The following is a 26,522-nucleotide window of genomic DNA, read 5'->3' as shown; positions in this document are numbered from 1 at the left end:
CCACAGCCCGTATCAAGGCTGCGCAGGGGGAGGCGGGGATCGCACCAGTCCCTGCCTGAGCCGGAATCGCTCTCAAGGCGGTGCGCAGGGAGGCAGGTTTGAACGCTAAAGCCGCACTCCCGCACCGACAACATGCGTTCCGCTATGCGCCATTCAGAAACCTTTTTCTGGCCCGTTTCCTTACCGTATTGGGCAACAGCATTGCGCCCGTTGCGCTGGCTTTCGCCGTGCTGGATATGGGCGGATCCGCAGCGGATTTGGGACTGGTGGTGGCGGCGCGCTCCATTTTCAACGTTGCCTTTCTGCTGTTCGGCGGCGTGCTGGCGGATCGCTATTCGCGCAGCCTGGTGCTTTTTTCCTCCTCCGCCGTGGCTGCTTTGTCGCAGGGCGTGGTGGCATGGCTGGTGCTGGAAGGGATGGCGACTATTCCGCTGCTGGTTCTGCTCGGCACGGTGAACGGCGCGGCGGCCGGTATTGCGCTGCCTGCCTCCTCAGCGCTTGTACCGCAAACCGTCCCCTCGCCAACGCTGCGTCAGGCTAACGCCTTTATTCAGGTCGGCATCTATATCGGGACGGTGTTTGGCGCGTCGTTCGGCGGTGTGTTGACCAGCGCGGTTGGGCCGGGCTGGGGGCTTGCCGTTGATGCGCTGGGGTTCGCTGCCGCCGCGCCGCTCTATCGGTGCATCCGTATTAGCTATCAGCCTGTCGATGCGCCGGGTAATCTCTGGCTGGATCTGCGCGACGGCTGGCGCGAGTTTACGGCGCGCGCCTGGGTCTGGGCGGTGGTGGCGCAGTTTGCAGTGGTGAACGCCGCTTTTACCGGCATGGTAATGGTGTTAGGGCCGGTGATCGCCGATGCCTCTTTTGGCCGCACCTGCTGGGGCATGATGATTGCCGCGCAAAGCATCGGACTGATCCTCGGCTCGTGCGTCGCGCTGCGCTGGCGACCGCAGCGCGCGATGTTTATCGGCGTCATGCTGGTGGCGCTTTGTGCCGTTCCTGTTTTGCAGCTGGCGACCGGCGCGACGGCGCTGGCACTGATGGGCGGGTTTTGCCTGGCGGGCGCAGGATTCGGGCAGTTTGGCGTGGTCTGGGCGCATGCGCTACAAATGCATATTCCCCGTGACAGGCTGGCGCGCGTTTACGCTTATGACGCTATGGGGTCTTTTGTTGCTATTCCCGTAGGCGAGCTGGCCGCCGGGCCGCTGGCGATCCGCTACGGCAATAGCGCCGTGCTGCTGTGTTGCGCTGCTGCCGTGGTTATCGCTACCGTTGCAACCAGCCTGGTTCCGGCAATAAGGCAGCTGAAAAGTAATGCATCGGTTAAATAGCAGCCGATGCCTGTGCCTTTGACAAAACGCCGGTAAGAGAAACCACAGGCCCGTTGTAAATGGGCTGCACCCTAAAAGTTGGTCACCCAACCGAGTAAAGTGCAGTTTTTTATGGCAAAGCTGATATTCTTTTTAGCCAGGGCTGGCTGTCGTAATCACTCCGCCCGGGAAGATGGGCCGCCTCCCGTGCACGAGTCGGTCAGTCCGCCAGTTTCTCACTCAGCCCGGCTGAAGCGGGTTTTTTCCATTGGGATTCCAGCTCCTCCAGCGATTTGCCTTTGGTTTCCGGCACAAACTTCCACATAAACAGCGCCGCCAGCAGCCCCATCACGCCATACAGCCAGTAGGCGAAACCGTTGTTGAAATGCGCATTGAGCGTGCTGTTTTTATCCATCATCGGGAAGGTCCAGGAAACCAGATAGTTTGCCACCCACTGCGCCGCCACGGCCAGCGACATCGCTTTACTGCGGATGCGGTTGGGGAAAATTTCCGCCAGCAGCACCCAGCAGACCGGCCCCCACGAGATGGCAAAGGACGCCACGTAAAACAGCATTGCGCCCAGCGCCACCACGCCGGACATTTTGCTGTAGAAAGCGGTGCCGAGCGTAAACATGCCGATCGCCATGCCCAGCGCGCCGATAATTTGTAGCGGCTTACGGCCAAAATTATCCACCGTCATAATGGCAATAGTGGTAAAAATTAAATTAATGACGCCAACAATGATAGTTTGTAACAGAGCGACATCCGTACTGGAGCCAACAGAGCGAAAGACCTCCGGCGCATAATATAAAACCACATTAATACCAACGAACTGCTGAAACACGGAAAGCATAATGCCAATAACAATGACGCCAGCGCCAAAAGAAAACAGCGGAGCGCTTTTGCTGGTACGGGTATTAACCGACTGTAAAATATTCTGTAGCTCTTTCTGGCTTTGCGCTTTACCAAAAAGCTTCTCCAGAATGGCGGCGGCTTTATCATTCATACCTTTGGCTGCCAGCCAGCGCGGACTTTCCGGGACGGCAAATAATAAAATGAAAAATAATAAAGAAGGAATGGCGCCGGAAAGAAACATTAGCCGCCATCCCATCGTATCCAGCCAGTCGGCATTGCCGGACAGCGCAATGCTGTAATTCACGCAATAAACTAACAGCTGCCCTAAAATAATAGCGAACTGATTACAGGCAACCATACGGCCACGAATTTTCGCCGGCGTAATTTCCGCGATATACATAGGGGAAACCATAGAGGCCAGGCCTACGCCAATCCCGCCGACGATACGGTAGATCACAAATTCGCTGAGATAGCCCGACAGGTAATAAGGCACGCCGCTGTCAGTACCGACGGCGCGGTGGCCGATTTCAGGGAAAGCTGAACCCAGCGCCGATAAAAAGAACAGCACGGCAGCCACCAGCAGCGTTTTCTTTCTGCCAAAGCGGGCGCTTAACGGGCCGCCCAGCACGCCGCCGATAATACAGCCGATCAGCGCGCTGGCGACGCAAAAGCCCAGCAGGGAATTGGCCGCCGACTCGCTTAATCCTCTGGGCGAAATAAAAACTTTATCCAGGGAGGAAACGGTGCCGGAGATCACCGCCGTATCATAACCAAATAATAACCCGCCTAATGTCGCCACCAGCGTGACAGAGATTATATAACGATTGTTGGCTTTCATCTCGGATGCTATTGCCATAACAAACCTCTTGGGTATAAAGGAACAGGATAAAACGCGTTTATATTTGGAGGTAAGACGGATGCTTTTTATAAACTTCCACGCGTTTATTTTTTGAACTCCCTATGTCGCGAGGTAAACATAATCTTCCTGACTCGCCAAAGAAATTACAATTTTTTGTAATCGCTATGCTCGTTTTGCTTTTTATGAGAGGGATCACGGGTGTCTTCGTTCACGCCGGTAGCAACTTTGTGACTAAGGTCATGGTTGGGATATTACAGCGCCGCTTTGTGAAATTTTATAATTGAGTGTCGCGCTTTGTTGTTTGCATAGTGATGGGGTTCCCGCTAATTCCTGAACATATCTTTAAGGATAATGACCATGGCAGACTATTTCGATCGCATTACCAAAATTGCTTATGAAGGCAGCGACAGCCAGAACGATCTGGCCTTTCATTTTTATAATCCGGATGAAGTCATTCTGGGTAAAACCATGAAAGAACACCTGCGGTTTGCCGCCTGCTACTGGCACACCTTCTGCTGGGCCGGCACCGATATGTTCGGCACGGGCGCTTTCGATCGGCCCTGGTTTAAGGGCGGTGACGAGCTGGAACAGGCGAAAGCGAAAGCGGACATCGCCTTTGAGTTTTTCGATAAGCTCAACGTGCCGTTTTACTGCTTTCACGATGCCGACGTGGCGCCTCAGGGCCACTCCGTCAAAGACTACCTGCATAACTTTGCGGTGATGACGGATATCCTGGCGGAAAAACAGCAGCAGACCGGGGTGAAATTGCTGTGGGGCACGGCGAACTGTTTTACCCATCCACGCTACGGTGCGGGCGCGGCGACCAGTCCGGACCCGGAAATCTTTGCCTGGGCCGCTTTGCAGGTTAATGCGGCAATGGCCGCCACGCAAAAGCTGGGCGGTGAAAATTATGTGTTGTGGGGCGGTCGTGAAGGGTATGAAACCCTGTTAAATACCGATCTTAAACAGGAACGTGCGCAGATTGGCCGGTTTATGCAGATGGTGGTGGAGAACAAGCACCGCATCGGTTTTACCGGCACTTTGCTCATCGAGCCAAAGCCGCAGGAGCCAACCAAACACCAGTATGATTATGATGTGGCAACCGTTTATGGCTTCCTGAAGGAGTTCGGGCTGGAAAACGAAATCAAGGTCAACGTAGAGGCTAACCACGCGACGCTGGCCGGGCACTCCTTCCAGCATGAAATTGCCACGGCGGCAGCGCTGGGCATTTTTGGCTCTGTGGATGCCAATCGGGGTGATTTGCAGCTGGGCTGGGATACCGATCAGTTCCCGAACAGCGTGGAGGAAAACGCGCTGATTATGTATGAGATCCTGAAAGCGGGCGGCTTCACCACCGGCGGACTGAATTTCGATGCCAAAGTTCGTCGGCAGAGCACCGATCCTTACGATCTGTTCTACGGCCATATTGGCGGGATGGATGTGATGGCACAGGGCCTGCGGATTGCCGCTCGTCTGATCGAAGAAGGACGGCTTGAACAGGCTCGCGAAGCACGCTACGCGGGCTGGAAGGGCCCGCTGGGCCAGGACATTCTTGCCGGGAAATTCTCTTTGCAGGAGCTGGCGCGCTATACGGAAAAATCAGCGTTCTTTCCGGAACACCGCAGCGGCCATCAGGAGCGGCTGGAAAATATTGTCAACCAGGCGCTCTACCGCTAGTGTCTTTTAGCCTCACGCCAGAGGAAGCGACGCATGTATATAGGAATCGATCTGGGTACGTCCGGCGTAAAAGCCGTATTGCTGGACGAAAACAACGCGGTATTAGCCAGCCACACGGAGAAGCTGACCGTCTCACGGCCGTATCCTTTGTGGTCGGAACAGGATCCGCAGGCATGGTGGCAGGCCACCGATCGGGTGATGCTGGCGCTGGCCGCACAGCGGTCGCTGAAGGCGGTTCGGGCTGTCGGGCTGACCGGGCAAATGCACGGCGCCGTGCTGATGGGACGACAGCAGGAGGTGCTACGGCCCGCTATTTTGTGGAACGACGGCCGCAGCGCGCGGGCCTGCCAGCAGCTGGAGGCAAGCGTGCCGGATGCGCGAAAGATCACGGGCAATCTGATGATGCCGGGCTTCACCGCGCCAAAGCTGCTATGGGTAAAAGAGCATGAGCCGGCGATCTTTAATCAGATAGCGCATGTTCTGCTGCCGAAGGATTATCTACGTTGGCGGATGACCGGCGATTTCGCCAGCGATATGTCCGACGCGGCGGGCACGATGTGGCTGGATGTCGGCAAGCGCGCCTGGAGCGATAAGCTGCTGGCCGCCTGTGGACTGACGCGCGACCAGATGCCGACGCTGTTTGAAGGCAACGAAGTCACGGGACAGATAACCGCAGAGCTGAGTCAGCGCTGGTCGCTGCCCTCTGAGCTGCCGGTGGTGGCGGGCGGGGGAGATAACGCCGCCGGCGCGATTGGTGCCGGGATCTGGCAGCCGGGCCAGGCGATGCTGTCGCTAGGCACTTCCGGCGTCTGTTTTGCGGTCAGCGAGCGCTTTCTCAGCAATCCCGACCAGGCGGTGCACAGCTTCTGCCATGCGTTGCCCGACACCTGGCACCTGATGTCGGTGATGCTCAGCGCCGCTTCCTGTCTGGACTGGGCGGCGCGGCTGACCGGGCAGCCTTCGGTAGCGGCGCTACTGGCGCTGGCCGAAAAGGCGAAGCCGGGAGATAAATCGCCCTGTTTTCTGCCTTATCTGTCCGGTGAGCGCACGCCGCATAATAATCCTGATGCTACCGGCGTGTTCTGGGGCTTCACCCATCAGCACGGTCCGGAAGATCTGGCGATGGCGGTGCTGGAAGGCGTCAGCCTGGGGCTGGCGGAAGGAATGGCCGCGCTACAGGCGACAGGCGTCAGGCCGGCGGCCGTCACGCTGATTGGCGGCGGGGCGCGCAGCGCGTTCTGGCGGCAGCTGCTGGCCGATATCTCCGGCGTAACCATGGAATACCGCACGGGCGGCGATGTCGGCCCGGCGCTGGGTGCCGCCAGGCTTGCCCGCATGAGCTGTCATCCGGGCGTTTCGCCAGCGGAGCTGTTGCCGGTGCTGCCGCTGGAGTCCCGCTATACGCCCCGCGCCGATCGCCATGACTTCTACCGCCAGCGACAAAGGCTGTTCAGCGCGCTTTATCAACAAACCGCCTCGCTTTAAGGCGCGGCCACAGCTTATCGACAAGCCTGGCGTTCTGGCAGCAACGCCACCGCTTTGCTTTAAGGGGCAGTCAGCGGCTTCTTCGCGGTAACGGGAGGAAGCCGCGCCGCATTTTTTTGATCGCCCGAGCAGACCTGACGGTTGCTCCCCCCAATCCCTTGTCTTTACAAAAAAACTCTTCATATTGAAGCGGTCGCTTTAGTTTCAGGGTCTGAATATGAAGAAAAATGAGGCTCCCGCCAGGCACGCCAGGATTTCGCTGCTGTTCAACGCTAACAAAGCCTATGACCGCCAGATCATTGAGGGGATAGGCGAGTATTTTTACGCCTCGCAGTGCGACTGGGATATCTATATAGAAGAAGATTTCAGCGTTCATCACCTGAACGAGAACATTCTTTCCGGCAGCGGTATTATTGCGGACTTTGACGACGCGCAGCTGGCCGCACAGCTTAGCCAGATCGCTATGCCTGTTGTGGGCGTGGGCGGCTCCTACACTAATCGGGAAGACTATCCCGGCGTCAGCTATGTCGCCACGGACAACGAGGCGCTGGTGGCTGCGGCTTTGCATCATCTTACCGAGAAAGGCATTGAGCGCTTCGCTTTTTTCGGCCTGCCCGCCGAGGCAGGAAAACGCTGGGCGCAGGAGCGGGCCGCGGCGTTCCGGCGTTTGACCTGCGATATGGCCTTTACCGGCATGCTTTATGAAGGCATGGTCACGGACAGCAACACCTGGGAAACGGCCCAGCAGAAGCTGGCCGAATGGCTGCATTCGCTGCCCGCCCATACCGGCATCGTCGCCGTCACGGATGCCCGCGCCAGGCACATCCTGCAAACCTGTGAGCATATCGGCATTGCGGTGCCGGAAAGCCTGTGCGTGATCGGCATTGATAATGAAGAGCTTACCCGTTATCTGTCGCGAATTTCGCTCTCTTCGGTAGTGCAGGGCACGCGCAGAATGGGATTCGAAGCGGCCAGGCTGCTGGACAATCTGCTTTCAGGCCGTCGCGTAAGTAGCGAACCGGTGATAGTTGCCCCGGAAAGCGTGATTGCCCGGCAGTCTACCGATTACCGCTCGATTATCGACGCTATGGTGGTGAAGGCGATGGGGTTTATCCGTAAAAACGCCTGCCGGGGCGCCACCGTTGAACAGGTTCTGGAAGCGGTCGGCACCTCTCGTTCCAATCTGGATAAAAAATTTATGACCGAGCTGGGCACCACGATCCATAAGGTGATCCAGGATGAGAAATTTGCCAGAGCGAAGGAGCTGCTGGAAACCACCTCGCTGCCGGTGGCCGAAATCAGCCGTCTGTGCGGTTACAGCACGCCGCAATATTTTTGCACCGTTTCACGGCAAAACCTGGCTATGACGCCGATAAAATATCGCAGCAGCCGGAACGGCATGACGAGGGCGTAACAGCGTAGCGCTTGTTCCGTCACAGGCAGCAGCTATGGTTAAAAGGCACATATCCCTGGCATGGAGAGGCGAATGAAAATTAACGAGCTGATTGCTGCAAGACTGGCGCTGACCGCAGAGCAACGAGAACAAACCCGCGCGGCCCTGGCGCAGGGTGAGCAGGCCGAGCCGGATCGGCGACGCGCGCAGCGCTATGCTTTTCAGCAGCGAACCCGGCAGAGCCTGATTATTGGCGAGCGCGATCTGCTGCCGGTTTCTTTTTTGCAGCAGGGCCTGAGTTCGGCGCGGGCGGTAGGGCTGATCCGCAAAGACGGCATTCCTGAGGGCAGCGGCTTTCTGACCCACGGCGGCCTGTTTATCACCAACCATCACGTGCTGCCTGAACCGCCTGCTTCAGGCACGGTGACGGTACAGTTCGGCTTCCGTCAGAGCGAGACCGGCGAAATTAGCGACGGGCGGCTTTACACGCTGGATGCAGAGCGTTTCTGGCTGACCAGCCCGACAGAGGCGTTCGACTGCACGCTGATTGCGCTGGGCGAGGCCCTTAGCGGCAGCGGGGAAACGCCGTTGCCGCTGGCGCTTAACGATCGCAACGATAAACATGCGCTGGGTATCAGCCTGAACCTTATCCATCATCCGGGCGGCGCGCCACAGCAGCTCACGCTGCGTAATAATGCGCTGCTGGCGCGGCACGAGCAGTTTCTGCATTACGAAGCCGACAGCGAGGGCGGATCGTCCGGCGCGCCCGTGTTCAACGACGGCTGGCAGCTGGTGGCGCTGCACCACGGTGCCGTTGAGGACGGCGAAAAATGGGTTAATGAAGGCATACGCCTCAGCGCCTTAACCGACTGGCTGAAAGGCGAGCTGCCGCAGCTGTCCGCCGATATGCAGGCACAGCTGATGCAGGCGTTAACTTCGGACGCCACGCCGCTGCGTCCCGTCGCCAGCGCCGCCGCGCCGGAGAGCAATTATGGTAATCGTGATGGTTATCAGGCCGATTTTCTTGCCGGTACGCATATTGATATGGCGGAGATTATCGCTCCGCGCGCGGCGGAAGTCGCCCCATTGCGCGACGGCAGCAAAGGCGCAGAGGCCAGGCTCGACTATCAGCACTTTTCTCTGCTGATGAGCGGTGAGCGGCGGCTGGCCTTTTTTACCGCCACCAACATTGATGGCGCGAGCTATATCAATATCGATCGCGACAGCGGACAGCCTTCGCTGCTGCCGGAGGGCGACCGCTGGTATGAAGACAGCCGCATCGACAGCCGTTTCGTCACCGGTCAGGCGTTTTACAGCGAGTTCAGCCGCTGGTTCGATCGGGGCCATCTGACCCGCCGCAGCGATCCCACCTGGGGCAGCGCGGCCGAAGCGGTTCGCGCCAATAAAGATACTTTTCACTTTACCAACTGCTCGCCGCAGCATTTCCGCTTTAATCAGAGTTTGCAGTACTGGCAGGGCGTTGAGCGCTACATCCTTGAGTCTGGCGTCCTGCAGTCAAAGCAGCGGATCAGCGTGCTGACCGGGCCGGTGCTTAACGAGCAAAGCAGGCAATATGCGGATTTAGCGGTGCCGCTGATGTTCTGGAAGGTCGTTTTGCGCATCGGGCCGCAGGGCAAGCCACAGGCTACGGCACTGCTGGTGAGCCAGGATAAATTGCTGGACGAACCGCGCCGCGTATTGCCGCAGGCGCAGCCGGAAGCGGTGCCCAATGTGGATGAATACCGGGTTGCCGTCAGCGCGCTGGAAACCCTGACCGGGCTTGATTTCAGCGCTTTCCGCGCCTGGGACAGCTGGCAGCCGGACGCCGCGCTGCTGGCGGAGCCGTTACCGGCGAAGCTGATTATGACATGGCAGGATCTGCTGTAGCTGATGGCGGCTTGCCGCAAGGGGAAGAGCAAAAAGCCCGCTGTAAAAGCGGGCTTTTTTAAATCGAAACCTTATTTCGCCTCGTCTTCCTGACCGAGAATACGCGAGCGGCTAACAGCCAGAATCTCATCGGCCAGAGCAGAATCATCAGGGCAGGCACGTGACAGCACCAGCGCGCCGACAAGCTGTGCAAGGGTAGCAAGCAGGTCGGCACGGGTTTCGGCGCTTGCCTGCTCTTCATGCGCTAAACGGGCCAGATGGTTTTCAATACCCGCCGCAAATACTGCCTTAATTGATTCAGGCTGACGCGCCGTATCGGCCGCCAGCGCCGAAATCGCACACCCTTTTCCCATCGCATCCCGATGCTGCCGTGACAGATAGTGTTCAACAAATTGTTCCCGACCGGCGCCTGAAGCATTCTCGGCGGAGCGCGCAAAACCGCAGCCCAGCGCCTCTGCCATCAAATCAGCTTTGGAACCAAAGTGCTTGTAGAACCCACCGTGGGTTAAACCGGCGGCTGACATCAGCTCCGCAACGCCCACACCGTCGTAACCCCGCTCGCGAAACAGCTCCGAAGCCGTTTCGACAATGCGCCTGCGGTTTTCACGAACCTGCTCTTTCGACACCTTCATCGGTTTACCCTTTCCACCTGTCATTTCCACGCTCAGTATACATTGATGATGGGCGTAATCAAACTGATTGACTTTTTAGATTACGATCACCATCATTAATTTGCGTCATCGGACGTTTATTGGCAGGGGAAGCGCCAGCACCTGTTTCCCCCCTGTGGGCCTCGATGGCGCCGCTAACGCATAACCTTGCCAGCGCCCGATTCTGTCTGTATCGCCTGGCGCCGCTCTCATTTATTTTTTAACAGAGAAGAATAACTTATGACCCAATCGACAGTTCTTATTACCGGCGCTTCTACAGGGATTGGTGCTGTATACGCGGAACGGTTCGCCTCACGGGGCCACAACCTTGTGCTGGTCGCTCGCGACAAGACAAAACTGGATAGCCTTGCAGAACGTTTGCGTCATGAAAGGGGGATTTCCGTCGACGTTCTGCCTGCCGATCTCACCCAGGCAGAGGATTTAACGGCTGTCGAAGCTCGTCTGCGTGATGACGCGCGGATCGGTATTCTTATCAATAACGCGGGCGTCGGCCAGTCGGGTAACTTTATCGGCCAGCAGCCTGATGCGATCGAGCGGCTTATCGCGCTTAACATAACGGCGCTGACGCGACTGGCGAGGGCGGCAGCGGCACGCTTTGTTGAAGCTGGTGAAGGCGCGATCGTCAACATCGGCTCCGTTGTCGGCCTGGCCCCTGAATTTGGCATGTCGGTTTATGGCGCGACCAAAGCCTTTGTTCTCTTTTTATCGCAGGGGATGGATCACGAGCTCTCTTCCAAAGGCATTTACGTGCAGGCGGTGCTTCCTGCCGGAACCTATACGGAAATCTGGCAGCGGACAGGCATTGATACCCGCACTTTGCCCCAAATGATGGAAGTGGGCGAGCTGGTCGATGCCGCGCTGGTTGGCTTTGACCGTCGGGAACTTGTCACCATTCCGCCTTTACATAATGCGGCACGCTGGGATGCCCTTGATGCTGCCCGTCAGGCTCTGATGGCGGATATCAGACAGGCGGAAGCGGCGGAGCGATATAAAGCGCTTTAGCCAAAGCGAGGGAGCCAGCAGGACGAGGCAATATCCCTTGAGTTGTTTTGTCGGCGCAGGGTCTTTTTCTTTTCACGGAAAAGCCGTGCGCCGGCGAAATTACCCGGCAAAGCCGAAATAGCCTTAGCTTGATAAGAAAGAATATTTTCGCAACCGGCCGTTGCAGGTAAATAATAAATGAATAAAACGATGAAAGCCTTCACGTTTAAACGCTATGGCAAACATCCTGAGCTGGGGTTCGAAAAAGTCGATTATCCAGCGATCAACGCCAATGAAATTCTGGTAAAAATTTACGCGGTGGGGCTGAACCCCATAGATAATATGATCCCCACTGGAATATTTAAGCCGGTTCTGCATTTTAAACTTCCGGGAATATTGGGGAGCGACTTGTCTGGCGTAGTTATTGCGGTGGGCAAGCAGGTCACTCGCTTCAGGCCAGGCGATGAAGTTTTTGCCAGCCTGTTCGACAGTGGAACAGGCTCTCTTGCCGAATTTGCAGCCGTGCCTGAAAGTGCAGCCGCCTTAAAACCCGCAAATCTCGATTTCGTGCAGGCGGCGTCGCTGCCGATGGTAAGCCTCACGGCCTGGCAGGCGCTGACGGAGCGGGGCAGACTGCGGCCGGGCCAGAAGATTTTCATTCCGGCAGGCTCGGGAGGCATTGGCACCTTTGCTATCCAGCTGGCTAAGCACCTGGGCGCCACGACGGCCACGACTACCAGCACGGCTAACGTCGGGTGGGTTAGTCAGCTTGGCGCCGATAAAGTGATAGATTATAAACAAGAAAAGTTTGAAAACGTTTTAAGCAGCTACGATATCGTTCTGGGCACCCTCAAAGGCGATACGATTGAAAAATCCGTGCAGATCCTTAAGCCTGGAGGACAGATTATTTCTCTCGTCGGGCCTTTAGATGCCGCCTTCGCACGGGACAGAGGGGTAAACTTTTTTCTGACTTTTGTGATGAAAATGATGAGCCGAAAAATCACGCGCCTCACCAAAAAACGACGTCTGACCTATTCTTTTCTTTTTGTTCGCCCGGAGGGGGAGCAGCTGACCCAAATTGGCAAGCTAATAGAGGCTGAACAAATCAAACCAACGATCGACAAAGTATTTTCCTTTGCTGAAACAAAGAAGGCGCTGGCCTGGCTTGGCCAGGGACATGCAAAAGGGAAGGTGGTGGTTACGATGCAGGCGCCTTCAGATACCGAACCAGCGGCCGGCCGTTAAAGAATGAACAAGGGCCGCCGCCAGTCCATTCCCTTCGCGCAGAATACCTGACGGCACAAACGCAAAAAGCCCGCTTAAATTTCTTTAAGCGGGCTTCTCTAATCTGGCTCCTCTGACTGGACTCGAACCAGTGACATACGGATTAACAGTCCGCCGTTCTACCGACTGAACTACAGAGGAATTGTTGGAACGGGCGCATAATATCCAGAGGGCAGAGGGATGTCAAAGCCTGATTGCACCTTTTTAACCGGCTGCTGAATAAATCAGCATTTTGTTGAAATTTCCTCAGGTTAGAAGGTGTTCCTCATCGCTGATCTTGAGATAACACCAAACCCATTTCTTCTGCCATGCTACTGCCTTGTGCCATAAGGCAATTCTTATAGCGTTGTTCAATATAGAGTTGAATATGAGACATCCCGTGAAAAATATTTTCGACATAATCAGCTGACGTCCGGTTTTCTGTAGGCGAGATAACAATAAGTCTTAAAAAAGCACGGAACGGGTTGCTACAGGTATGTCGTAAATCGCTGGCTAACAAGTAAATTTTTCACTCAGAAGAGGCCGGGTTCAGGCGCACTTACGCAGGCGTAAAGCGCCGGTCACCGATGCCGTATTCAGAAACGCTTTGCCTTGCCATAACCCCCGGGATCGGCGGCTGCAGCCTGTTCATATTTCTCAATAGTTCGTCGGGTACTGGATAGGGATGACGCAGACATGACGTCAAAAGGTTTCGCCGCCCGGGCGGGATCGTCAGTGAAGCGGGTACTGGGATCTTTCGCCAGCGAGCGTACGTCATAACGTCCAGGTTCCTTCGCCCGCGCACTTTCTACCATATGTTTGACAAATTTTTTCCCCACTGGCGGATAGGTAGTCGAGGTTAATATATCCTCGATCTCCGCCATTGGCATGGTACGTACATGGCGCAGCGCCCACTGGGCGTGCGGATCGGGGCGGGGATCGTTTCGCTGCTGGATAACGTCAAGCCTGCCTGGATCGAGTTTGCTGTTCTCCAGCGTGGTTACAATCGGCAGATGTTGCCAGGCATCAAGCACTACCGGATCTTCCTGACGTTTGTCTCCTAACAGCACCAGGACGTGGTCATTATTGTAGAGAGTATTAAACACGGGCTTATTGGCTCCTCTGGCCGCCACTTGCGTGTAGGCCAGATCGGCAAATTCCTGACAATGTCCTCCTTGCACTCTCAGGGCGCTGTGTCCACTCGCATAAGCACGATCCAGGCCGGTCGCCGCGTCAGGAAACCGTTGTGTAAAGCGTTCACTGGCTTCATGACTAAAGCGGTCCGCAGCGCGCACGGCCATGATACCGCGCATCGCACTCTCTCCCTTATCGGCCACAAGCGGCAACCACTGATTACCACCACGCCCTAATTGCGTACGCACTTCCTGTTGGACTTGCGCCGCCAGATCCATGCTTTGCAGCGTCTGTGGTGAAACCACCCTGACCTGATGCTGAAAGGGGCCGGATGCCTGCATTTGTGTCGCGCTGAGGCTCTGATGAGCGGGCTGGCTCTGCTGAGTCTGGCGGCTGCTGCCAGAAGAAAATATACGCATCATAATCCGACTCCGACTTCATCAGGAAGGTGCTGGCTGATGATGCCCAGACGCTGTCCCAGCGTATGAGTATAAAAAGCCATATTTTCGTACAGGGCAATCAGGGCCTGAGGATCTGCCGTGTTCATCGGCAAACGCGACCATATCACTAGCTCGTCACTGTTTGCCGAAGCCGCCAGCACAATGGGAGGGAACTCTTCGTTCATCAAATTTGCCTGCAGGAGTTCCCAGAGAAGCTCAGTGGTAATGTCATTAGCCGTCCTGAAAGGAAGCAGGCAGCTAAAGGTGATGTGGTTACCGGGATAATGCAAAAGCCGCAGCGATAAATCTGACCACATCACTAACTCAAAGGCTTCTTCATCGCCCCGCATCTCAGGCGTTAGCTTGAGGTAATTGAACAAGGGAATAAGAGCACTACTAAAGGATGTTGACATAAATCTTCCTTTTTATTTGTCTCAGGTAGCAAACCGGCACGGCAAGGGCAGGCCGATCCGACTTCACTGCAAAGTAAGGAAGAGTAAGTGAACAGAAAAACCGCCTGGTTCCTTACGCTGTGGAACAATTGCGAGCAGATGTGATGGGGTTAAAATAGTCGAGTTGATAACGGGGAATTATCTGGCCTGTCTCTGCCCGTTTGCCGGTTAAATCTCTGGTAGCTTCACTGCCGGATACAGTCCCATGAACGGCCACTTGCCAGAAGGATATTGGGATGAATAACACTGAACAGTATAAATTCATTTAAAAGCGGCATACTGCGCGCAAAACCAGGTTTATAAATCATCCAGTCTGCAAACTCGCTACCAATCGGCTAACGAGAGAATGCTTAATCTTTGGCGGCAGCGCCATGCAGTCAGCACTTTACCGGCAGCCTTTTGGCACGGCACCCTGCTGAGCCAGGGCGCAGAGTTTTTACCCGAAGCACTGCATAATCAGGGCGAAACCAAAATTGATGAAAACGCAACGCCGACAGGTAAAGAGTAAATGACAGAACAAGGTCGATAAGCAAAAAGCCCGCTTAAGTTTCCTTAAGCGGGCTTCTCTAATATGGCTCCTCTGACTGGACTCGAACCAGTGACATACGGATTAACAGTCCGCCGTTCTACCGACTGAACTACAGAGGAATTGTTGAAACAGGGCGAATCATAGCGAAGACGCAGCAGACTATCAAAGGGGAAATGTGATTTTTGGATGCGACTGATTCAAATATAGGCAAAAAAAGAAGTTCACCGTTTGAGGCGCCAAAAAGGAATAAAAAAACACAGCGCCCGGCTAAAGAACAAGCATCATGACAAAATTCCCTGTGAAGGTTTATCTTTAAGCTCCGAACTAAGATTAATAATTAACGTTATTAAGGCCATAGAAAGCAGCCCTGAGGTATAGGCTTATCTTTTTTTATAAGGATCACCAAATGGCTGCCGTTTCAACTGAAGCAATTAGTGGCGCTATCATTTCAGGTATAGAAAAAGCGCATAAAGATTATCGTCAAATGTCCGGCGGATACTGGGTCTGGACGGCTGCGGAATATATGCTCACTACCTATATTGCCAAAGCGCTAAGCGACATGCCGGGCGCTAAATTCGTGACGCTTGAAAGCAATGGGCTTAGCTCAATGGATCACGCGGGCGCGATAGCGCCGGGGCCAAAACCGGTTAAGGCGCGTTTGAGCGGCCGTTTCGATCTCCTGCTGTGGTGGGGCAAAGCCCAGCCGCGAGCGGTAATCGAAGTCAAAAACCAGCCGGGCGGCCCGTCGGGCTGGTATCACGATATTGAAAGGATAACCTCAGTGCTTTCTATTAACCGCGACGCCTCATCCATAAAATTTGGCGTATTTGCTTACTATTATTCGGCAGCGGATGGCGAATTGCTCAGCGGGGCGCAGAAAGTGCTTAATAAATTCGAACGCGTAGAAACCTATGTCAGCGAGAATATCTCCGATCGTTATCGGGTCGAACAGATTATTTCCGATATCCATGATGAAGGCAGCGAGGGCGCCTGGGGTGCCGCCTGTTTAATTATCAGACCTTGCTGAAAAAACGCAGCGCGTAAAAAGACGGCGCAGCTAAGGTGCCAACCTCAGGGTTGTCTAAAATTGATAAATTACTCTGTAGCAGAACGGGTTTTCGGTGAGCTGCTTTGGTTTTTTTCCGCCGAACTTAAATCAACGCGTTAGATACGCACTGCCGACGGTGTGATGTTTATCAATAAGGTGACCGCATGACGCAACCGACTGCTATCCTGCCGATATTATTGCGTCGTTGAAAAAAGGGAGAGGTCGCTGGCGGCAGTTTCCCGTAACGCTGGGCTGGCGTCCTCCACGCTGTCCAACGCTCTTAACCAGCGCTGGCCCACGGCGAAAAGCTGATAGCGGAAGTGCTGGGCCTGCGCCTGAAAAAACGGCCTTCGTGCTATCACTGATAACCCTCCGGCGCAGCCTGAATACGGAAGATATGCCGCATTTTGTTTATCCGATTCGTAATAAATCTTTGCACCGAAAAAACAGTTTTCTATTATCGGCCCTCTTTGTCGCGCATTAAGCTCCTCTCTGCATGGCATGCTTTAGGATCTGAAAGAAACGCCTGATGTATCAGGATGCTTGCCGTTTTACCGGCAATGCCGCTTTGAAGACTACCGGCTCTGTCCTTCGATGGGTTAAGGCTTTCTTACGCTAAGGAAATCACAATGAATCTGATGAATAATTGTGCATCGCCTGCCCTGGATGTTATATTAAAATATAATATCCGGAGGTGTTCTATGTATACCACTCGCCTGAAAAAGGTCGGCGGATCCGTCATGTTGGCGGTTCCTCCTGCCGTGCTGAAAACGCTGGCGCTGTCGACGGACAGCGAAGTAGGTATGACCATTGATAATGGCTGCCTGATTATTGAACCCCAAAAACGGCCCCGTTATTCGCTTGAGGAGCTGCTGGCGCAGTGCGATCCGCACGCCGAAATGAGCGAAGAGGATCGTGAATGGATTGATGCGCCTGCGATGGGCAAGGAGATCCTGTAAATGGACAGAGGGGAAATCTGGCTTGTTTCACTGGATCCGATTGCCGGCCACGAGCAAAGTGGACAACGTCCGGTACTGATCGTATCGAAGGCATCGTTTAACAAGCTGACCCGGCTACCCGTTATTGTTCCCGTTACCCACGGCGGAAACTTTGCTCGAACAGCCGGTTTTACCGTTTCACTGGACGAGGCGGGAACAAAAACGACGGGCGTGATCCGCTGCGACCAGCCCAGAACCATTGATATGGTGGCCCGAAATGGTAAGCGGCTGGAATGTATACCTGACGTCGTTGTGAATGAAGTGCTGGCCCGCCTGGAGGCCATTTTGAGCTAATGTTTTTTAGGCCACCTGAACGAGGGCGCTGTCACATACAGCGCCCTCGTTTTTGCGAGGCTTGCGAATATGCATCCAGAGCAAGGGAAGATCCTTTCGGTTAAAGCGATATTTGAAATACCAGAGGTTTTAACCGCCTGAATCGACAAGCAAATACAGGAGATGAGAATCGGTCAGCGTAATGGAGTTATCAGAGGCTTAAAGCTGTGGATTTTAGTGACGTTCAGAAACACTGGGCGGTCACTCCATAGTAAAACTGAAATGACCCCAAATCTTGCCCAATGCAGAGGGGGAATGAAAATGCATCGGGGAGGTTTTCACGCTAGCTTGTTGAATCTTAATAATATAAAGATTCGTGAAGATGCATGACAACATAAATATGGCTCCTCTGACTGGACTCGAACCAGTGACATACGGATTAACAGTCCGCCGTTCTACCGACTGAACTACAGAGGAATCGGTTTCGATGGGGCGCATAGTAACGGCCGCGTCCGGGCGTGTCAAAGGTCGAATGCCATTTTCCCGCGCGTTCGGCCGCAAAATCAGCAACCCGCTCTGTTTCTCGCCCGTTCGGGCAAAATTCAATCTCTTGCGCCAGATCGCACTTTACGGCGAATGCCTTGCTGATGTTAGAGGTGTGTCAAAATTTTGTTGTTTGCCGTTTTTAAAACGTGCGTTTCGGTGCTTTTATGTAAAAAGTTTCAAAAATGTTAATTATGGAATAATTGCACTGATCAGTCAGTCGGCCGCTATATGTCGAAGCGATAAAGACTGAAAAACTAAATTAAGCTTTTGATAAATATTGTTAATAACCAGGAGCAATCTGACTAAGACATTGCTTTTTCACCACTTAAAAATGTTATCCAGGCACCGGTGAAGTTGTGTGAATGTAAAAAATATCTTTCATTCGAGGTCCAGCCAGCCGCACAAGCTAATCACATAAGGGCTCTATCATGAAAAAATTCGTTGCAGGGTTACTGTTAGTCTGTTCGCTGCCTGCTGTCGCGCTGGCAAAAGATCTCCAGATGGGTGTCTCAATGGCGCTGTTTGACGACAACTTCCTCACCATCGTTCGCAATTCTATGCAAAAAGAACTTCAAAAAGAAAACGTTAAAGGGCAGGTAGAAGACGCCAAAAACGATGTTTCCCAGCAGCTACAGCAGGTGCAGAACTTTATCGGGCAGGGCGTGGACGCCATTATCGTCAATCCGGTCGACACCAACGCGGTTAAACCGATTATGGATCAGGCCAGCAAGGCGGGCATCCCGCTGATTTTTATTAACCGCCGTCCCGCAGCCGAACTGACGGGCAAAATGGCCTATGTTGGCTCCAACTCGCAGCTGGCGGGGCGTTTGCAGATGGAAGCGCTGGCTAAACAAATGAATTACAAAGGCAACGTCGCCATCCTGTTAGGCGATCTGGCCAATGAATCGACGCGTGAACGTACCAAAGGCGTGAAAGAGATTGTTGCGAAATATCCTGGTTTAAAAATCGTTCAGGAGCAGACCGCGAAGTTTATGCGTAACGATGCGGTAGATGTGGTCAGTAACTGGCTCACCGCTGGCGACGATATTCAGGCGATCGCTGCCAATAACGACGAAATGGCGATTGGCGCGCTTCAGGCGCTGGGAAAAAACAGCGACCACGTGCTGGTGGCGGGGGTTGACGGCACGCCGGACGCGCTGCAAATGATCAAAAACGGCAAAATGGTCGCTACCGTTTTTCAGGACGCAAAAGGCCAGGGCGAGGGGGCGGTACAGGCGGCGGTGAAGCTGGCAAAAGGTGAAAACGTGGAATCGAACGTCGATATCCCTTTCCAGCTGATCACCAAAGAAAACATGGCGAAGTTTACCAGCCTGAACCAGAAATAGCCGGGGTGCATCATGACCGCATATGCGCTTGAAGCCGAAGGCATCAGCAAGTTTTTTCCTGGCGTAAAGGCACTGAACAACGTCTCTTTACGGGTCAGGCCCGGCAGCGTACACGCGCTGATGGGCGAAAACGGCGCGGGAAAATCCACGCTGATGAAATGCCTGATAGGAATTTATCGCCCGGATGAAGGCTTAATCCGCGTCAGGGGCGAGGCGGTAGCGTTTCAGGACACGCTGGGCGCGCTGCGCGCAGGCATTTCGATGATCCACCAGGAGCTTAACCTGGTGCCTCATATGACGGTGGCGGAAAACATCTGGCTGGGCCGCGAGCCGATGAAATATGGCTTTGTCGATCACGGCAGCCTTCATCGCCAGACCCGCGAGTTGTTAAGCAAGCTGAACATTCTCCTTGCGCCGGACGATCTGGTGGGCGATTTGAGCATCGCCTCACAGCAAATGGTAGAGATCGCTAAAGCCGTATCCTGGAATGCGGATGTGGTGATCATGGATGAGCCAACCTCCGCGCTGACTGAAACCGAGGTTTCGCATCTTTTCGCTATCATTCGCGATCTCAGAGAGCAGGGTAAAGCCATCATCTATATCAGCCACAAAATGGATGAAATCTTTACGATTACCGATGAGGTCAGCGTATTTCGCGACGGTGCCTGGGTCGGTAGCAGCGCGACGGCGGACTATACGCGGCAGTCGCTGATTACCCAGATGGTCGGGCGCGAGCTGACCCAGCTTTTTCCCAAGTTCAACACGGCCATTGGCGAAGAGGTGCTGACGGTACGTCATTTACAGCGTAAAGGCGTGTTTGATGACATCAGCTTCGGCGTGCGCCGTGGTGAAATTCTGGGCGTGGCGGGGCTGGTCGGCGCGGGCCGCAGCGAGGTGATGGAAAGCCTGTTTGGCATGACCAGCCCCGACGGCGGCGAAATTCTGATAGACGGCGTGCCGGTAAAAATAGATTCGCCTGCCACGGCGATAGAAAAGGGGCTGGCTTTTCTTACTGAAGATCGGAAAAAGTCCGGGCTGTTTCTGGTGCTGTCGGTGATGGAAAACATGAGCATCGTCAATATGCCGGAATACAGCAGCCGCGCGGGCTTTGTCAGCCATATCCAGATGGCGAAGGACTGCATGGAGCAGATCCGTCGGCTGAACATCAAAACGCCCACTATGGATCAAATCATCAATAACCTCAGCGGCGGCAACCAGCAAAAGGTGCTGATCGCCCGCTGGCTGCTGGCACAGCCCAAAGTCCTGATCCTGGACGAGCCGACGCGCGGCATCGACGTGGGCGCGAAAGCGGAAATTTACCGGCTAATCAGCGAACTGGCGAATCGCGGCGTCGCCATCATCATGGTTTCTTCTGAACTGCCGGAAATACTCGGCATGAGCGATCGGGTGATGGTCATGCACGGCGGCCGCATCACCGGCATCCTCAATAAAGAAGAGGCCGATCAGGAATCCATTTTGTCACTGGCGTCTGAATAAGGGCTGAAACCATGAGCGACGTAAAAATGAGTGGCCAACAGCCGTCTTCGGCGACGTTTTTAAGCAGTTTTAAGGGAAAGATGCCGAAGGATACCGGCATTTTTATCGTGATGGTCGCCATCGCGCTGATTTTTGAAGCGGCAGGCTGGTACGTGCGCGATCAATCGTTTTTGCTTAATCCAAACCGGCTGGTGCTGATTATTTTGCAGGTTGCCATTATCGGCATTATTGCGGTCGGTGTGACCCAGGTGATTATTACCACGGGGATCGATCTCTCATCCGGCTCGGTGATTGCTTTAACCGCCGTGGTAGCGGCCAGCCTGGCGCAAACCTCCGACAGCCTTTCCCCGATGTTCCCGTCGCTGGTCAACATGCCTGCGGCGGTGCCGATTGTAGCCGGGGTCGGCGTGGGGTTGCTTTGCGGGGTGGTGAACGGCGTGCTGATCACTAAAACCGGTATTCCGCCCTTTATCGCCACGCTGGGCATGATGGTTTCCGCGCGCGGGCTGGCGCAATACTACACGCAGGGCAACCCGATCAGCTTCCTTTCCGACAGTTTTACCGCCATCGGCCAGGGCGCAATGCCGGTAGTCATCTTCCTGGTCGTCGCGGTCATTTTCCATATCGCGCTGAAACACACCCGTTATGGCAAGTACGTTTACGCCATTGGCGGCAATATGACCTCGGCGAAAGTTTCCGGGATTAACGTCAATAAATACCTGGTGATTGTTTATACCATCGCGGGCGGGCTTTCCGGCCTGGCTGGCGTAGTCCTGGCGGCGCGCGTCAGCAGCGGCCAGTCCAGCATGGGCATGTCCTATGAGCTGGATGCGATTGCCGCCGCCGTCATCGGCGGCAGCAGCCTGATGGGTGGCGTAGGGAGGATTACAGGTACGCTGATCGGCGCGGTGATTTTAGGGCTGATTAAGAGCGGCTTTACCTTTGTTGGCGTGGACGCCTACGTTCAGGACATTATCAAAGGCATTATTATCGTCAGCGCCGTTTCAGTGGATATGTACCGCAATCGTAAAAAGCGCTAGCGGGCAGGAGCCAGGCCGGCCCCTGTATTCCTCTCAGCCGCCGCTTTTTTATGCCATGTAAACGTTACCATGCACAGCCTGACAGCATATTTTGCACCTCATCGGTGCAGGCAAGCGGTTGGTGAAAGCATTAAAAAAAAGCGCTACTCCTTTAGAGGTAATCAGATTCTCTTATTTTACCGGCGCTTAGCCTGAAACAAATGGGCTGAAAGCGCAGCCGGAAGTTTCTGGCACGTCACTTGCAATTCTTAACCCGCACCAGAGTGAAAACTTATTTTTTAGCGCCAGTAACAATGGCGTCCCGTGACGGAGGCAAAATGAACTTAAGACGACTGAAATATTTTGTAAAAATCGTCGATATTGGCAGCCTGACCCAGGCCGCAGAGGTGCTGCATATTGCGCAGCCTGCGCTCAGTCAGCAGGTTGCCACGCTGGAGAACGAGCTGGACCAGCAGCTGCTTATCCGTACCAAGCGCGGCGTGACGCCTACGGAAGCCGGGAAGATTTTATACGCCCATGCCCGTACCATTTTACGGCAGTGCGAACAGGCGCAGACGGCGGTGATCAACGCCGGGCAGACGCTGACCGGTCAGGTTTCGATCGGTCTGGCGCCGGGAACCGCCGCCTCTTCGCTGACCATGCCTTTATTGCAAACCGTGCGCGAACAGTTTCCGGAAGTGCTGGTTTACCTGCATGAAAACAGCGGCGCATCGCTAAACGAAAAAGTGATGGATGGGCAGCTTGATATGGCCGTACTTTACGACCGCGCGCCGTCCGCCGGCATCACCAGCCTGCCGTTGATGAAAGAAGAACTTTATCTGGTTGGCGCAACCGACTGCCCTGGACAAAACATCGATTTAGCCGACGTGGCCAAAATGAACCTGTTTCTGCCGCGCGACTACAGCGCCGTGCGCAAACGCGTTGACGAAGCGTTTTCGCTGCGCCGCCTGAGCGCCCGCATTATCGGCGAAATTGAATCGATCGCCACGCTGACCGCCGCCGTCTCCAGCGGCATGGGTGTCACCGTACTGCCGGAATCCGCAGCGCGCGCGCTGGTCAGCTCCACCGATGCCTGGATGGCACGCATCAACAGCCCGACGCTGAACCTGCCGCTGTCGCTGAACGTTTCGGCGCGCTCGCCGCTTTCTCCTTCTGCGCAGGCGGTAAAAAATATCCTGCTGTCGCTGCTCAACAAACCGACGATTGAAGAGCGTGAACTGATGCTGGTGAGCTAATGCCTTTCTGCGGGCGCGCGTCGGCGCGCCTCACTCCTATATCGCTAAAAAGCATATAAAACCTCTTTTTATTATTTGTTGCTATCAATGTGCCTTATTAACATGGCTGAAACCAACAGATAACAGAGGGAGAGGCGCACGTGAATTTTCAGCAACTTAAAATCATCCGGGAAGCGGCACGCTGCGAGTTTAACCTGACCGAAGTGGCTAATACGCTCTTTACCTCCCAGTCAGGGGTCAGCCGCCATATACGCGATCTGGAAGATGAGCTGGGCGTGGAGATCTTTATCCGTCGCGGCAAGCGGCTGCTCGGCATGACCGAGCCAGGCAAGGCGTTGCTGACTATTGCTGAACGCATCCTGGATGAAGCCGGAAAGGTGCGCCGTCTGGCCGATGTCTTTACCAACGAATCCAGCGGCGTGCTGACCATCGCCACCACGCATACCCAGGCGCGCTATAGTCTGCCAAAGGTGATCAAAGCGTTTCGCGCGCTCTATCCCGGTGTTCGCCTGGAGTTAAATCAGGGCACGCCGCAGGAGATTGTCGCCATGCTGATGGCGGGCGAAGCCGATATCGGTATTGCCAGCGAACAGGTCGTCAATAATCCGTCGCTGGCGGCTTTTCCCTGGTTCAGCTGGCATCATGCGCTGCTGGTGCCAAAGGGGCATCCGCTGGAGCAGGAGCAGCCGGTTTCGCTGGCGGCGCTCAGCCGCTATCCCTTAATTACCTATCGCCAGGGCATTACCGGCCGTTCCCGCGTTGACCGCGCCTTTCATGCCGCCGGGCTGACGCCGGATATCGTGCTCAGCGCGCAGGATTCCGACGTGGTAAAAACCTATGTCGAACTTGGGCTGGGCGTGGGCGTGCTGGCGGATCAGGCCTGCCAGCTGGATGCGCAGGCCGCGCTGACCCGGCTGGAAGCCAAACACCTGTTTGAATCCAATACCGTCTGGCTGGGCCTGAAGCGTGGGCAGCTACAGCGCAACTACGTCTGGCAGTTTCTGGAACTGTGCAACGCCAACCTGTCGCTGGAAGAGATCAAGCGCAAGGCGCTTTCCACGCATGACGCGGTAGAACCGGTGCTGGATTTTCAGATTTAAAATTTCAGAGGCGTCCCGAAGAACAGCAAAGAAAGCCGTTCGCCCGGCAATATTGCCTTGTTTTTGCCCCTGGGCCTGGGTAGCTTGCGTTCGGTGTCGTGCAGCAAAAATTTTTTATGGTGGGGTTTTATTCATTGGATGCGATCCATAGTGGTAATAGCCTTTAGCGCGCCTGGCCAGGCGCGCTATCGCCGTACAGCATGTTATTGGAAGCAGAGCGGCGGGGCGATCGCACAGTTAACACTGACAGCAAGTAAATAAACGGCGAACGACTATGCTGTAAAGCAGGTTTATCCACCAGGGGGTTGTATGGTTGTTGCTAAAAGAACGCTGCCTTTTGCTCTCCTCGCTATTTTATTGACCGGCTGTGCCAGCAAAACCGCCGAGCAGTCGCAATATTCCGGCTTTTTAGGAAACTATGCAGAGATAAAACCGGTAAACACAGCAAGCGGGCATGAAACGCTGCGCTGGATTGCGCCCGATTATCAGTCAGATCGTTATACCAGCCTCTATTTTGCGCCTGTTACTTATTATCCTCGCGCGTTACCCAACAGTCGGGTCTCTGCCGCCACGCTGGAGCAAATCCGGAGCTATACCGAATCCAGTCTTAAAAGCGCGCTGGCCGGGCGTAAGAAGATTGTCGACACCCCTCAGCCTGGCGGTCTGATAGTGAAAACGGCCATTACTGCCGTAACCGCTGAAAACAAAGATCTCCAGTTTTATGAGGTGGTGCCGGTCGCCGCCGTGGTAGCAGGCACGATGGCCGCCACCGGGCATCGCAGCCAGAACGCCGAGCTATTTATCGAGGCGGAAGCGATTGATATTGCTACCGGCAAGCCGGTTATTAAAATTATCCGTAAAGGATACGGTAAAAGCGTGGCGAACGGCACTGTGCCAATTACCCCGGCGGACGTGAAGGGCGCTATTGACGATATGGTGAAGGATGTGGCGACGTTCTCAACGCCATAGCCAGGCTTGCGGCGGTAAAGCGCCAACGGCCTGACCGCTGTCGGAAAGTATGTTTGAAAATTTATAAAAATGAACGGAGAAAATTATCGGGCCATGATGCGGCCCGATAATCGCCCCCAAATAAGCTTTCCCTTATTCAGCGCATAAAATGTAGTTGTGCAATATCTGACATTATCCGGCCACATCATAATTTTTCTGGGCTCGCTTAAGCCCTGTTATCTCCGCCCGCAGCATAAACCTGCGCCGCGCACGGCTGCGCGTCCACAGTATAAACCTCTGTTGCACATGGCCGCGCGTCCACAATATAAATCTCTGTTGCACATGGCCGCGCGTCCACAGTATAAATTCCTGTTGCACATGGCTGAGCGTCCTAACCTGTGCCGTACAAAGGCTGCGCTATGCGCGGTAGTTTTATCCCACGTTTAAAACCAGGCGCAAAAACCTCAGGCTGGAACGGGGCCTGACGCCTTTCCTGCGAGAACCGGGTGCCGGGCGACTGGCCGCTGATTTAGCGACCGATTCTGCGCCGGTGGTTGATCCCACGCCGTCCCGCTATGCCAGGCTGACAGACGGCAGCGGCCAGCAACAGCCAGGCATGATTTAAGGAGAAAAGGATGAACATAGTAACGATGAACGAGCAGCATCTTGATGCCGCTTATGCCCTGACGCAGCGGTTACATTGGCCGCACCGCCGTGAAGACTGGCAGCAGGCGCTGGCGCTGGGTGAAGGCCTGGCGGCGATGGAAAACGGCGAGCTGATTGGCACCGTGCTTTACTGGCGCTGGGGCGACTACGCCACCCTTGGTCTGGTGAACGTCGCCGGCAGCGCGCAGGGCAAAGGTATCGGTAAACAGCTTATGCAGACGGCGCTGGCCGCGCTGGAAGGGCATCAGCTGCGCCTGCACGCCACGGAAATGGGCAAAGGGCTGTATGAAAAGCTGGGGTTTGTGGTCACGGGAACGATCGCTCAGCATCAATGTCGCGCGCTGGCACCGGGCGAACGCGTTCTACCGCAGGCGTCGCAAAGCTTGCGCCCCGCTCGCCGCGAAGAGCTGACGGCGCTGAGCAAGCTGGAAACCAGGGCGCACGGGCAGCATCGTCCGGCACTGATCGCCGAGCTTTTTGCCAGCGCAGACCGCTTTCTGGTACTGGAAGAGCAGGATCAAACGGCGGGATTCGCCTGCCTACGCCGCTTCGGGCACGGCTTCGCTATCGGCCCTATTATCTGTGCCAGTCTACAGCAGGCGAAAGTACTGGTCAGCGAACTGCTTGCCGGTCTGGAAGGCGCCTTCGTCCGTATCGATACCGACAGCGCCTGCGGGCTGGGCGAATGGCTCGTCGCCCTGGGTATGGTTCAGGTTGACGAGCCCATCACCATGTATAAAGGCACCCCCTGGCAGCCGCAGGACGTGCGGGCGTTCGCGCTGGTGAGCCAGGCAATGGCATAAATATCCTCCAGCAATCAGAGCCGGAGCGCGGCCTTATCCGGGCGGCATTGGTGGCGGAGCCGGCGGCGTAAGCGGTGTTTCGCCAG

General features: G+C 55.1%; 22 protein-coding genes, 3 tRNA genes and 1 pseudogene. 19 read left to right on the top strand and 7 right to left on the bottom strand.

The window, feature by feature from the left end; translation table 11 throughout:
- The first annotated feature begins 98 nt into the window (after positions 1-98).
- Positions 99-1,331 (top strand): MFS transporter, encoded by a 1,233-nt coding sequence (locus tag QZH36_RS13270; protein ID WP_301730420.1) that lies wholly within the window; start codon positions 99-101, stop codon positions 1,329-1,331.
- A gap of 199 nt (positions 1,332-1,530) precedes the next feature.
- Here the strand turns inward: QZH36_RS13270 and xylE are convergent, their stop codons facing one another.
- Positions 1,531-3,021 (bottom strand): D-xylose transporter XylE, encoded by a 1,491-nt coding sequence (gene xylE, locus QZH36_RS13265; RefSeq protein ID WP_253460290.1) that lies wholly within the window; start codon positions 3,019-3,021, stop codon positions 1,531-1,533.
- A gap of 360 nt (positions 3,022-3,381) precedes the next feature.
- Between xylE and xylA the strand changes: the two genes are divergently transcribed.
- The 4 genes from xylA to QZH36_RS13245 all read left to right on the top strand — a co-directional run bounded on the left by xylA (position 3,382) and on the right by QZH36_RS13245 (position 9,466).
- Positions 3,382-4,701, top strand: coding sequence for a xylose isomerase (gene xylA / locus QZH36_RS13260; RefSeq protein ID WP_301730419.1), 1,320 nt, complete (start codon positions 3,382-3,384; stop codon positions 4,699-4,701).
- A gap of 33 nt (positions 4,702-4,734) precedes the next feature.
- Positions 4,735-6,186 (top strand): xylulokinase, encoded by a 1,452-nt coding sequence (xylB, locus tag QZH36_RS13255; protein ID WP_301730418.1) that lies wholly within the window; start codon positions 4,735-4,737, stop codon positions 6,184-6,186.
- 217 nt (positions 6,187-6,403) lie between these two features.
- Positions 6,404-7,600 (top strand): XylR family transcriptional regulator, encoded by a 1,197-nt coding sequence (locus QZH36_RS13250; RefSeq protein ID WP_301730416.1) that lies wholly within the window; start codon positions 6,404-6,406, stop codon positions 7,598-7,600.
- Positions 7,601-7,672: 72 nt separating this feature from the next.
- Complete coding sequence (locus tag QZH36_RS13245) at positions 7,673-9,466, top strand: DNA/RNA non-specific endonuclease (RefSeq protein ID WP_301730414.1); 1,794 nt, start codon at positions 7,673-7,675, stop codon at positions 9,464-9,466.
- A gap of 71 nt (positions 9,467-9,537) precedes the next feature.
- Here QZH36_RS13245 and QZH36_RS13240 read toward each other — a convergent pair whose 3' ends face one another.
- Complete coding sequence (locus QZH36_RS13240) at positions 9,538-10,098, bottom strand: TetR/AcrR family transcriptional regulator (RefSeq protein WP_301251160.1); 561 nt, start codon at positions 10,096-10,098, stop codon at positions 9,538-9,540.
- 258 nt (positions 10,099-10,356) lie between these two features.
- Here QZH36_RS13240 and QZH36_RS13235 point away from each other — a divergent pair, with 258 nt between their 5' ends.
- Both QZH36_RS13235 and QZH36_RS13230 read left to right on the top strand, forming a co-directional pair.
- Entirely contained in the window at positions 10,357-11,139 is a 783-nt protein-coding gene (locus tag QZH36_RS13235) for an SDR family NAD(P)-dependent oxidoreductase (protein ID WP_253460305.1), read from the top strand.
- A 189-nt stretch (positions 11,140-11,328) separates the two neighbouring features.
- Positions 11,329-12,363 carry an NADP-dependent oxidoreductase gene (locus tag QZH36_RS13230; protein ID WP_445235129.1) on the top strand — a complete coding sequence of 345 codons (1,035 nt, stop codon included), beginning with the start codon at positions 11,329-11,331 and terminating at the stop codon, positions 12,361-12,363.
- A 104-nt stretch (positions 12,364-12,467) separates the two neighbouring features.
- On the opposite strand, the gene QZH36_RS13225 is transcribed toward QZH36_RS13230, so the two are convergent.
- From QZH36_RS13225 to QZH36_RS13215, 3 genes are all read right to left on the bottom strand, one after another.
- Positions 12,468-12,543: transfer RNA gene (locus QZH36_RS13225), tRNA-Asn, on the bottom strand.
- A gap of 434 nt (positions 12,544-12,977) precedes the next feature.
- Complete coding sequence (locus QZH36_RS13220) at positions 12,978-13,937, bottom strand: hypothetical protein (RefSeq protein WP_301730409.1); 960 nt, start codon at positions 13,935-13,937, stop codon at positions 12,978-12,980.
- On the bottom strand, positions 13,934-14,368 hold the full coding sequence (locus QZH36_RS13215) for a CesT family type III secretion system chaperone (protein WP_301730408.1): 435 nt from the start codon (positions 14,366-14,368) through the stop codon (positions 13,934-13,936). Before QZH36_RS13215 ends, QZH36_RS13220 begins: the two co-directional genes overlap by 4 nt.
- 385 nt (positions 14,369-14,753) lie before the next feature.
- On the opposite strand from QZH36_RS13215, the gene QZH36_RS13210 reads away from it, so the two are divergent.
- On the top strand, positions 14,754-14,915 hold the full coding sequence (locus tag QZH36_RS13210; protein WP_301730407.1) for a hypothetical protein: 162 nt from the start codon (positions 14,754-14,756) through the stop codon (positions 14,913-14,915).
- A gap of 64 nt (positions 14,916-14,979) precedes the next feature.
- Here the strand turns inward: QZH36_RS13210 and QZH36_RS13205 are convergent.
- A tRNA-Asn gene (locus QZH36_RS13205) sits at positions 14,980-15,055 on the bottom strand.
- 287 nt (positions 15,056-15,342) lie between these two features.
- On the opposite strand from QZH36_RS13205, the gene QZH36_RS13200 reads away from it, so the two are divergent.
- The 4 genes and pseudogenes from QZH36_RS13200 to QZH36_RS13185 all read left to right on the top strand — a co-directional run bounded on the left by QZH36_RS13200 (position 15,343) and on the right by QZH36_RS13185 (position 17,276).
- Positions 15,343-15,963 (top strand): hypothetical protein, encoded by a 621-nt coding sequence (locus tag QZH36_RS13200; protein ID WP_301730406.1) that lies wholly within the window; start codon positions 15,343-15,345, stop codon positions 15,961-15,963.
- A gap of 214 nt (positions 15,964-16,177) precedes the next feature.
- Positions 16,178-16,349: pseudogene (locus QZH36_RS13195) on the top strand (helix-turn-helix domain-containing protein).
- Between the two features lie 336 nt (positions 16,350-16,685).
- Positions 16,686-16,943: an AbrB/MazE/SpoVT family DNA-binding domain-containing protein gene (locus QZH36_RS13190; protein ID WP_253460339.1), complete on the top strand. Its 258-nt coding sequence runs from the start codon at positions 16,686-16,688 to the stop codon at positions 16,941-16,943.
- Positions 16,944-17,276: a type II toxin-antitoxin system PemK/MazF family toxin gene (locus QZH36_RS13185; RefSeq protein ID WP_301730405.1), complete on the top strand. Its 333-nt coding sequence runs from the start codon at positions 16,944-16,946 to the stop codon at positions 17,274-17,276.
- 380 nt (positions 17,277-17,656) lie between these two features.
- On the opposite strand, the gene QZH36_RS13180 is transcribed toward QZH36_RS13185, so the two are convergent.
- Positions 17,657-17,732 (bottom strand) — tRNA-Asn (locus QZH36_RS13180).
- Between the two features lie 497 nt (positions 17,733-18,229).
- Here QZH36_RS13180 and QZH36_RS13175 point away from each other — a divergent pair.
- The 7 genes from QZH36_RS13175 to QZH36_RS13140 all read left to right on the top strand — a co-directional run bounded on the left by QZH36_RS13175 (position 18,230) and on the right by QZH36_RS13140 (position 26,436).
- Complete coding sequence (locus QZH36_RS13175) at positions 18,230-19,147, top strand: sugar ABC transporter substrate-binding protein (RefSeq protein WP_253460345.1); 918 nt, start codon at positions 18,230-18,232, stop codon at positions 19,145-19,147.
- A 12-nt stretch (positions 19,148-19,159) separates the two neighbouring features.
- Entirely contained in the window at positions 19,160-20,644 is a 1,485-nt protein-coding gene (locus tag QZH36_RS13170; protein ID WP_253460348.1) for a sugar ABC transporter ATP-binding protein, read from the top strand.
- A gap of 26 nt (positions 20,645-20,670) precedes the next feature.
- Positions 20,671-21,684, top strand: a complete 1,014-nt coding sequence (locus QZH36_RS13165) for an ABC transporter permease (protein WP_370734459.1) — start codon at positions 20,671-20,673, stop codon at positions 21,682-21,684.
- 317 nt (positions 21,685-22,001) lie between these two features.
- Entirely contained in the window at positions 22,002-22,919 is a 918-nt protein-coding gene (nac, locus tag QZH36_RS13160) for a nitrogen assimilation transcriptional regulator NAC (RefSeq protein WP_253460354.1), read from the top strand.
- 140 nt (positions 22,920-23,059) lie between these two features.
- On the top strand, positions 23,060-24,019 hold the full coding sequence (gene cbl, locus QZH36_RS13155; RefSeq protein WP_301730403.1) for an HTH-type transcriptional regulator Cbl: 960 nt from the start codon (positions 23,060-23,062) through the stop codon (positions 24,017-24,019).
- A 309-nt stretch (positions 24,020-24,328) separates the two neighbouring features.
- A complete protein-coding gene (locus tag QZH36_RS13150) occupies positions 24,329-24,988 on the top strand; it encodes a DUF3313 domain-containing protein (RefSeq protein WP_301251012.1) in 660 nt (219 codons plus the stop codon).
- Positions 24,989-25,602: 614 nt separating this feature from the next.
- The gene (locus tag QZH36_RS13140; protein WP_301730401.1) at positions 25,603-26,436 is read left to right on the top strand and encodes a GNAT family N-acetyltransferase; all 834 of its coding nucleotides are present in this window, start codon (positions 25,603-25,605) and stop codon (positions 26,434-26,436) included.
- Positions 26,437-26,522: the final 86 nt, after the last annotated feature.

Origin of the sequence: Erwinia wuhanensis, from assembly GCF_030484085.1 — a bacterium.
Classification (GTDB): Bacteria; Pseudomonadota; Gammaproteobacteria; order Enterobacterales; family Enterobacteriaceae; genus Erwinia; species Erwinia aeris.
The sequence above is the reverse complement of the archived record's forward strand: the minus strand, read 5'-3'. Positions and strand labels throughout refer to the sequence as shown.

Coding starts and splice junctions, on each gene's coding strand:
- xylE (WP_253460290.1), bottom strand. CDS start 3,021: ATGGCAATAGCATCCGAGATGAAAGCCAACAATCGTTATATAATCTCT.
- xylA (WP_301730419.1), top strand. CDS start 3,382: ATGGCAGACTATTTCGATCGCATTACCAAAATTGCTTATGAAGGCAGC.
- xylB (WP_301730418.1), top strand. CDS start 4,735: ATGTATATAGGAATCGATCTGGGTACGTCCGGCGTAAAAGCCGTATTG.
- QZH36_RS13250 (WP_301730416.1), top strand. CDS start 6,404: ATGAAGAAAAATGAGGCTCCCGCCAGGCACGCCAGGATTTCGCTGCTG.
- QZH36_RS13245 (WP_301730414.1), top strand. CDS start 7,673: ATGAAAATTAACGAGCTGATTGCTGCAAGACTGGCGCTGACCGCAGAG.
- QZH36_RS13240 (WP_301251160.1), bottom strand. CDS start 10,098: ATGAAGGTGTCGAAAGAGCAGGTTCGTGAAAACCGCAGGCGCATTGTC.
- QZH36_RS13235 (WP_253460305.1), top strand. CDS start 10,357: ATGACCCAATCGACAGTTCTTATTACCGGCGCTTCTACAGGGATTGGT.
- QZH36_RS13230 (WP_445235129.1), top strand. CDS start 11,329: ATGAAAGCCTTCACGTTTAAACGCTATGGCAAACATCCTGAGCTGGGG.
- QZH36_RS13220 (WP_301730409.1), bottom strand. CDS start 13,937: ATGATGCGTATATTTTCTTCTGGCAGCAGCCGCCAGACTCAGCAGAGC.
- QZH36_RS13215 (WP_301730408.1), bottom strand. CDS start 14,368: ATGTCAACATCCTTTAGTAGTGCTCTTATTCCCTTGTTCAATTACCTC.
- QZH36_RS13210 (WP_301730407.1), top strand. CDS start 14,754: ATGCTTAATCTTTGGCGGCAGCGCCATGCAGTCAGCACTTTACCGGCA.
- QZH36_RS13200 (WP_301730406.1), top strand. CDS start 15,343: ATGGCTGCCGTTTCAACTGAAGCAATTAGTGGCGCTATCATTTCAGGT.
- QZH36_RS13190 (WP_253460339.1), top strand. CDS start 16,686: ATGTATACCACTCGCCTGAAAAAGGTCGGCGGATCCGTCATGTTGGCG.
- QZH36_RS13185 (WP_301730405.1), top strand. CDS start 16,944: ATGGACAGAGGGGAAATCTGGCTTGTTTCACTGGATCCGATTGCCGGC.
- QZH36_RS13175 (WP_253460345.1), top strand. CDS start 18,230: ATGAAAAAATTCGTTGCAGGGTTACTGTTAGTCTGTTCGCTGCCTGCT.
- QZH36_RS13170 (WP_253460348.1), top strand. CDS start 19,160: ATGACCGCATATGCGCTTGAAGCCGAAGGCATCAGCAAGTTTTTTCCT.
- QZH36_RS13165 (WP_370734459.1), top strand. CDS start 20,671: ATGAGTGGCCAACAGCCGTCTTCGGCGACGTTTTTAAGCAGTTTTAAG.
- nac (WP_253460354.1), top strand. CDS start 22,002: ATGAACTTAAGACGACTGAAATATTTTGTAAAAATCGTCGATATTGGC.
- QZH36_RS13150 (WP_301251012.1), top strand. CDS start 24,329: ATGGTTGTTGCTAAAAGAACGCTGCCTTTTGCTCTCCTCGCTATTTTA.
- QZH36_RS13140 (WP_301730401.1), top strand. CDS start 25,603: ATGAACATAGTAACGATGAACGAGCAGCATCTTGATGCCGCTTATGCC.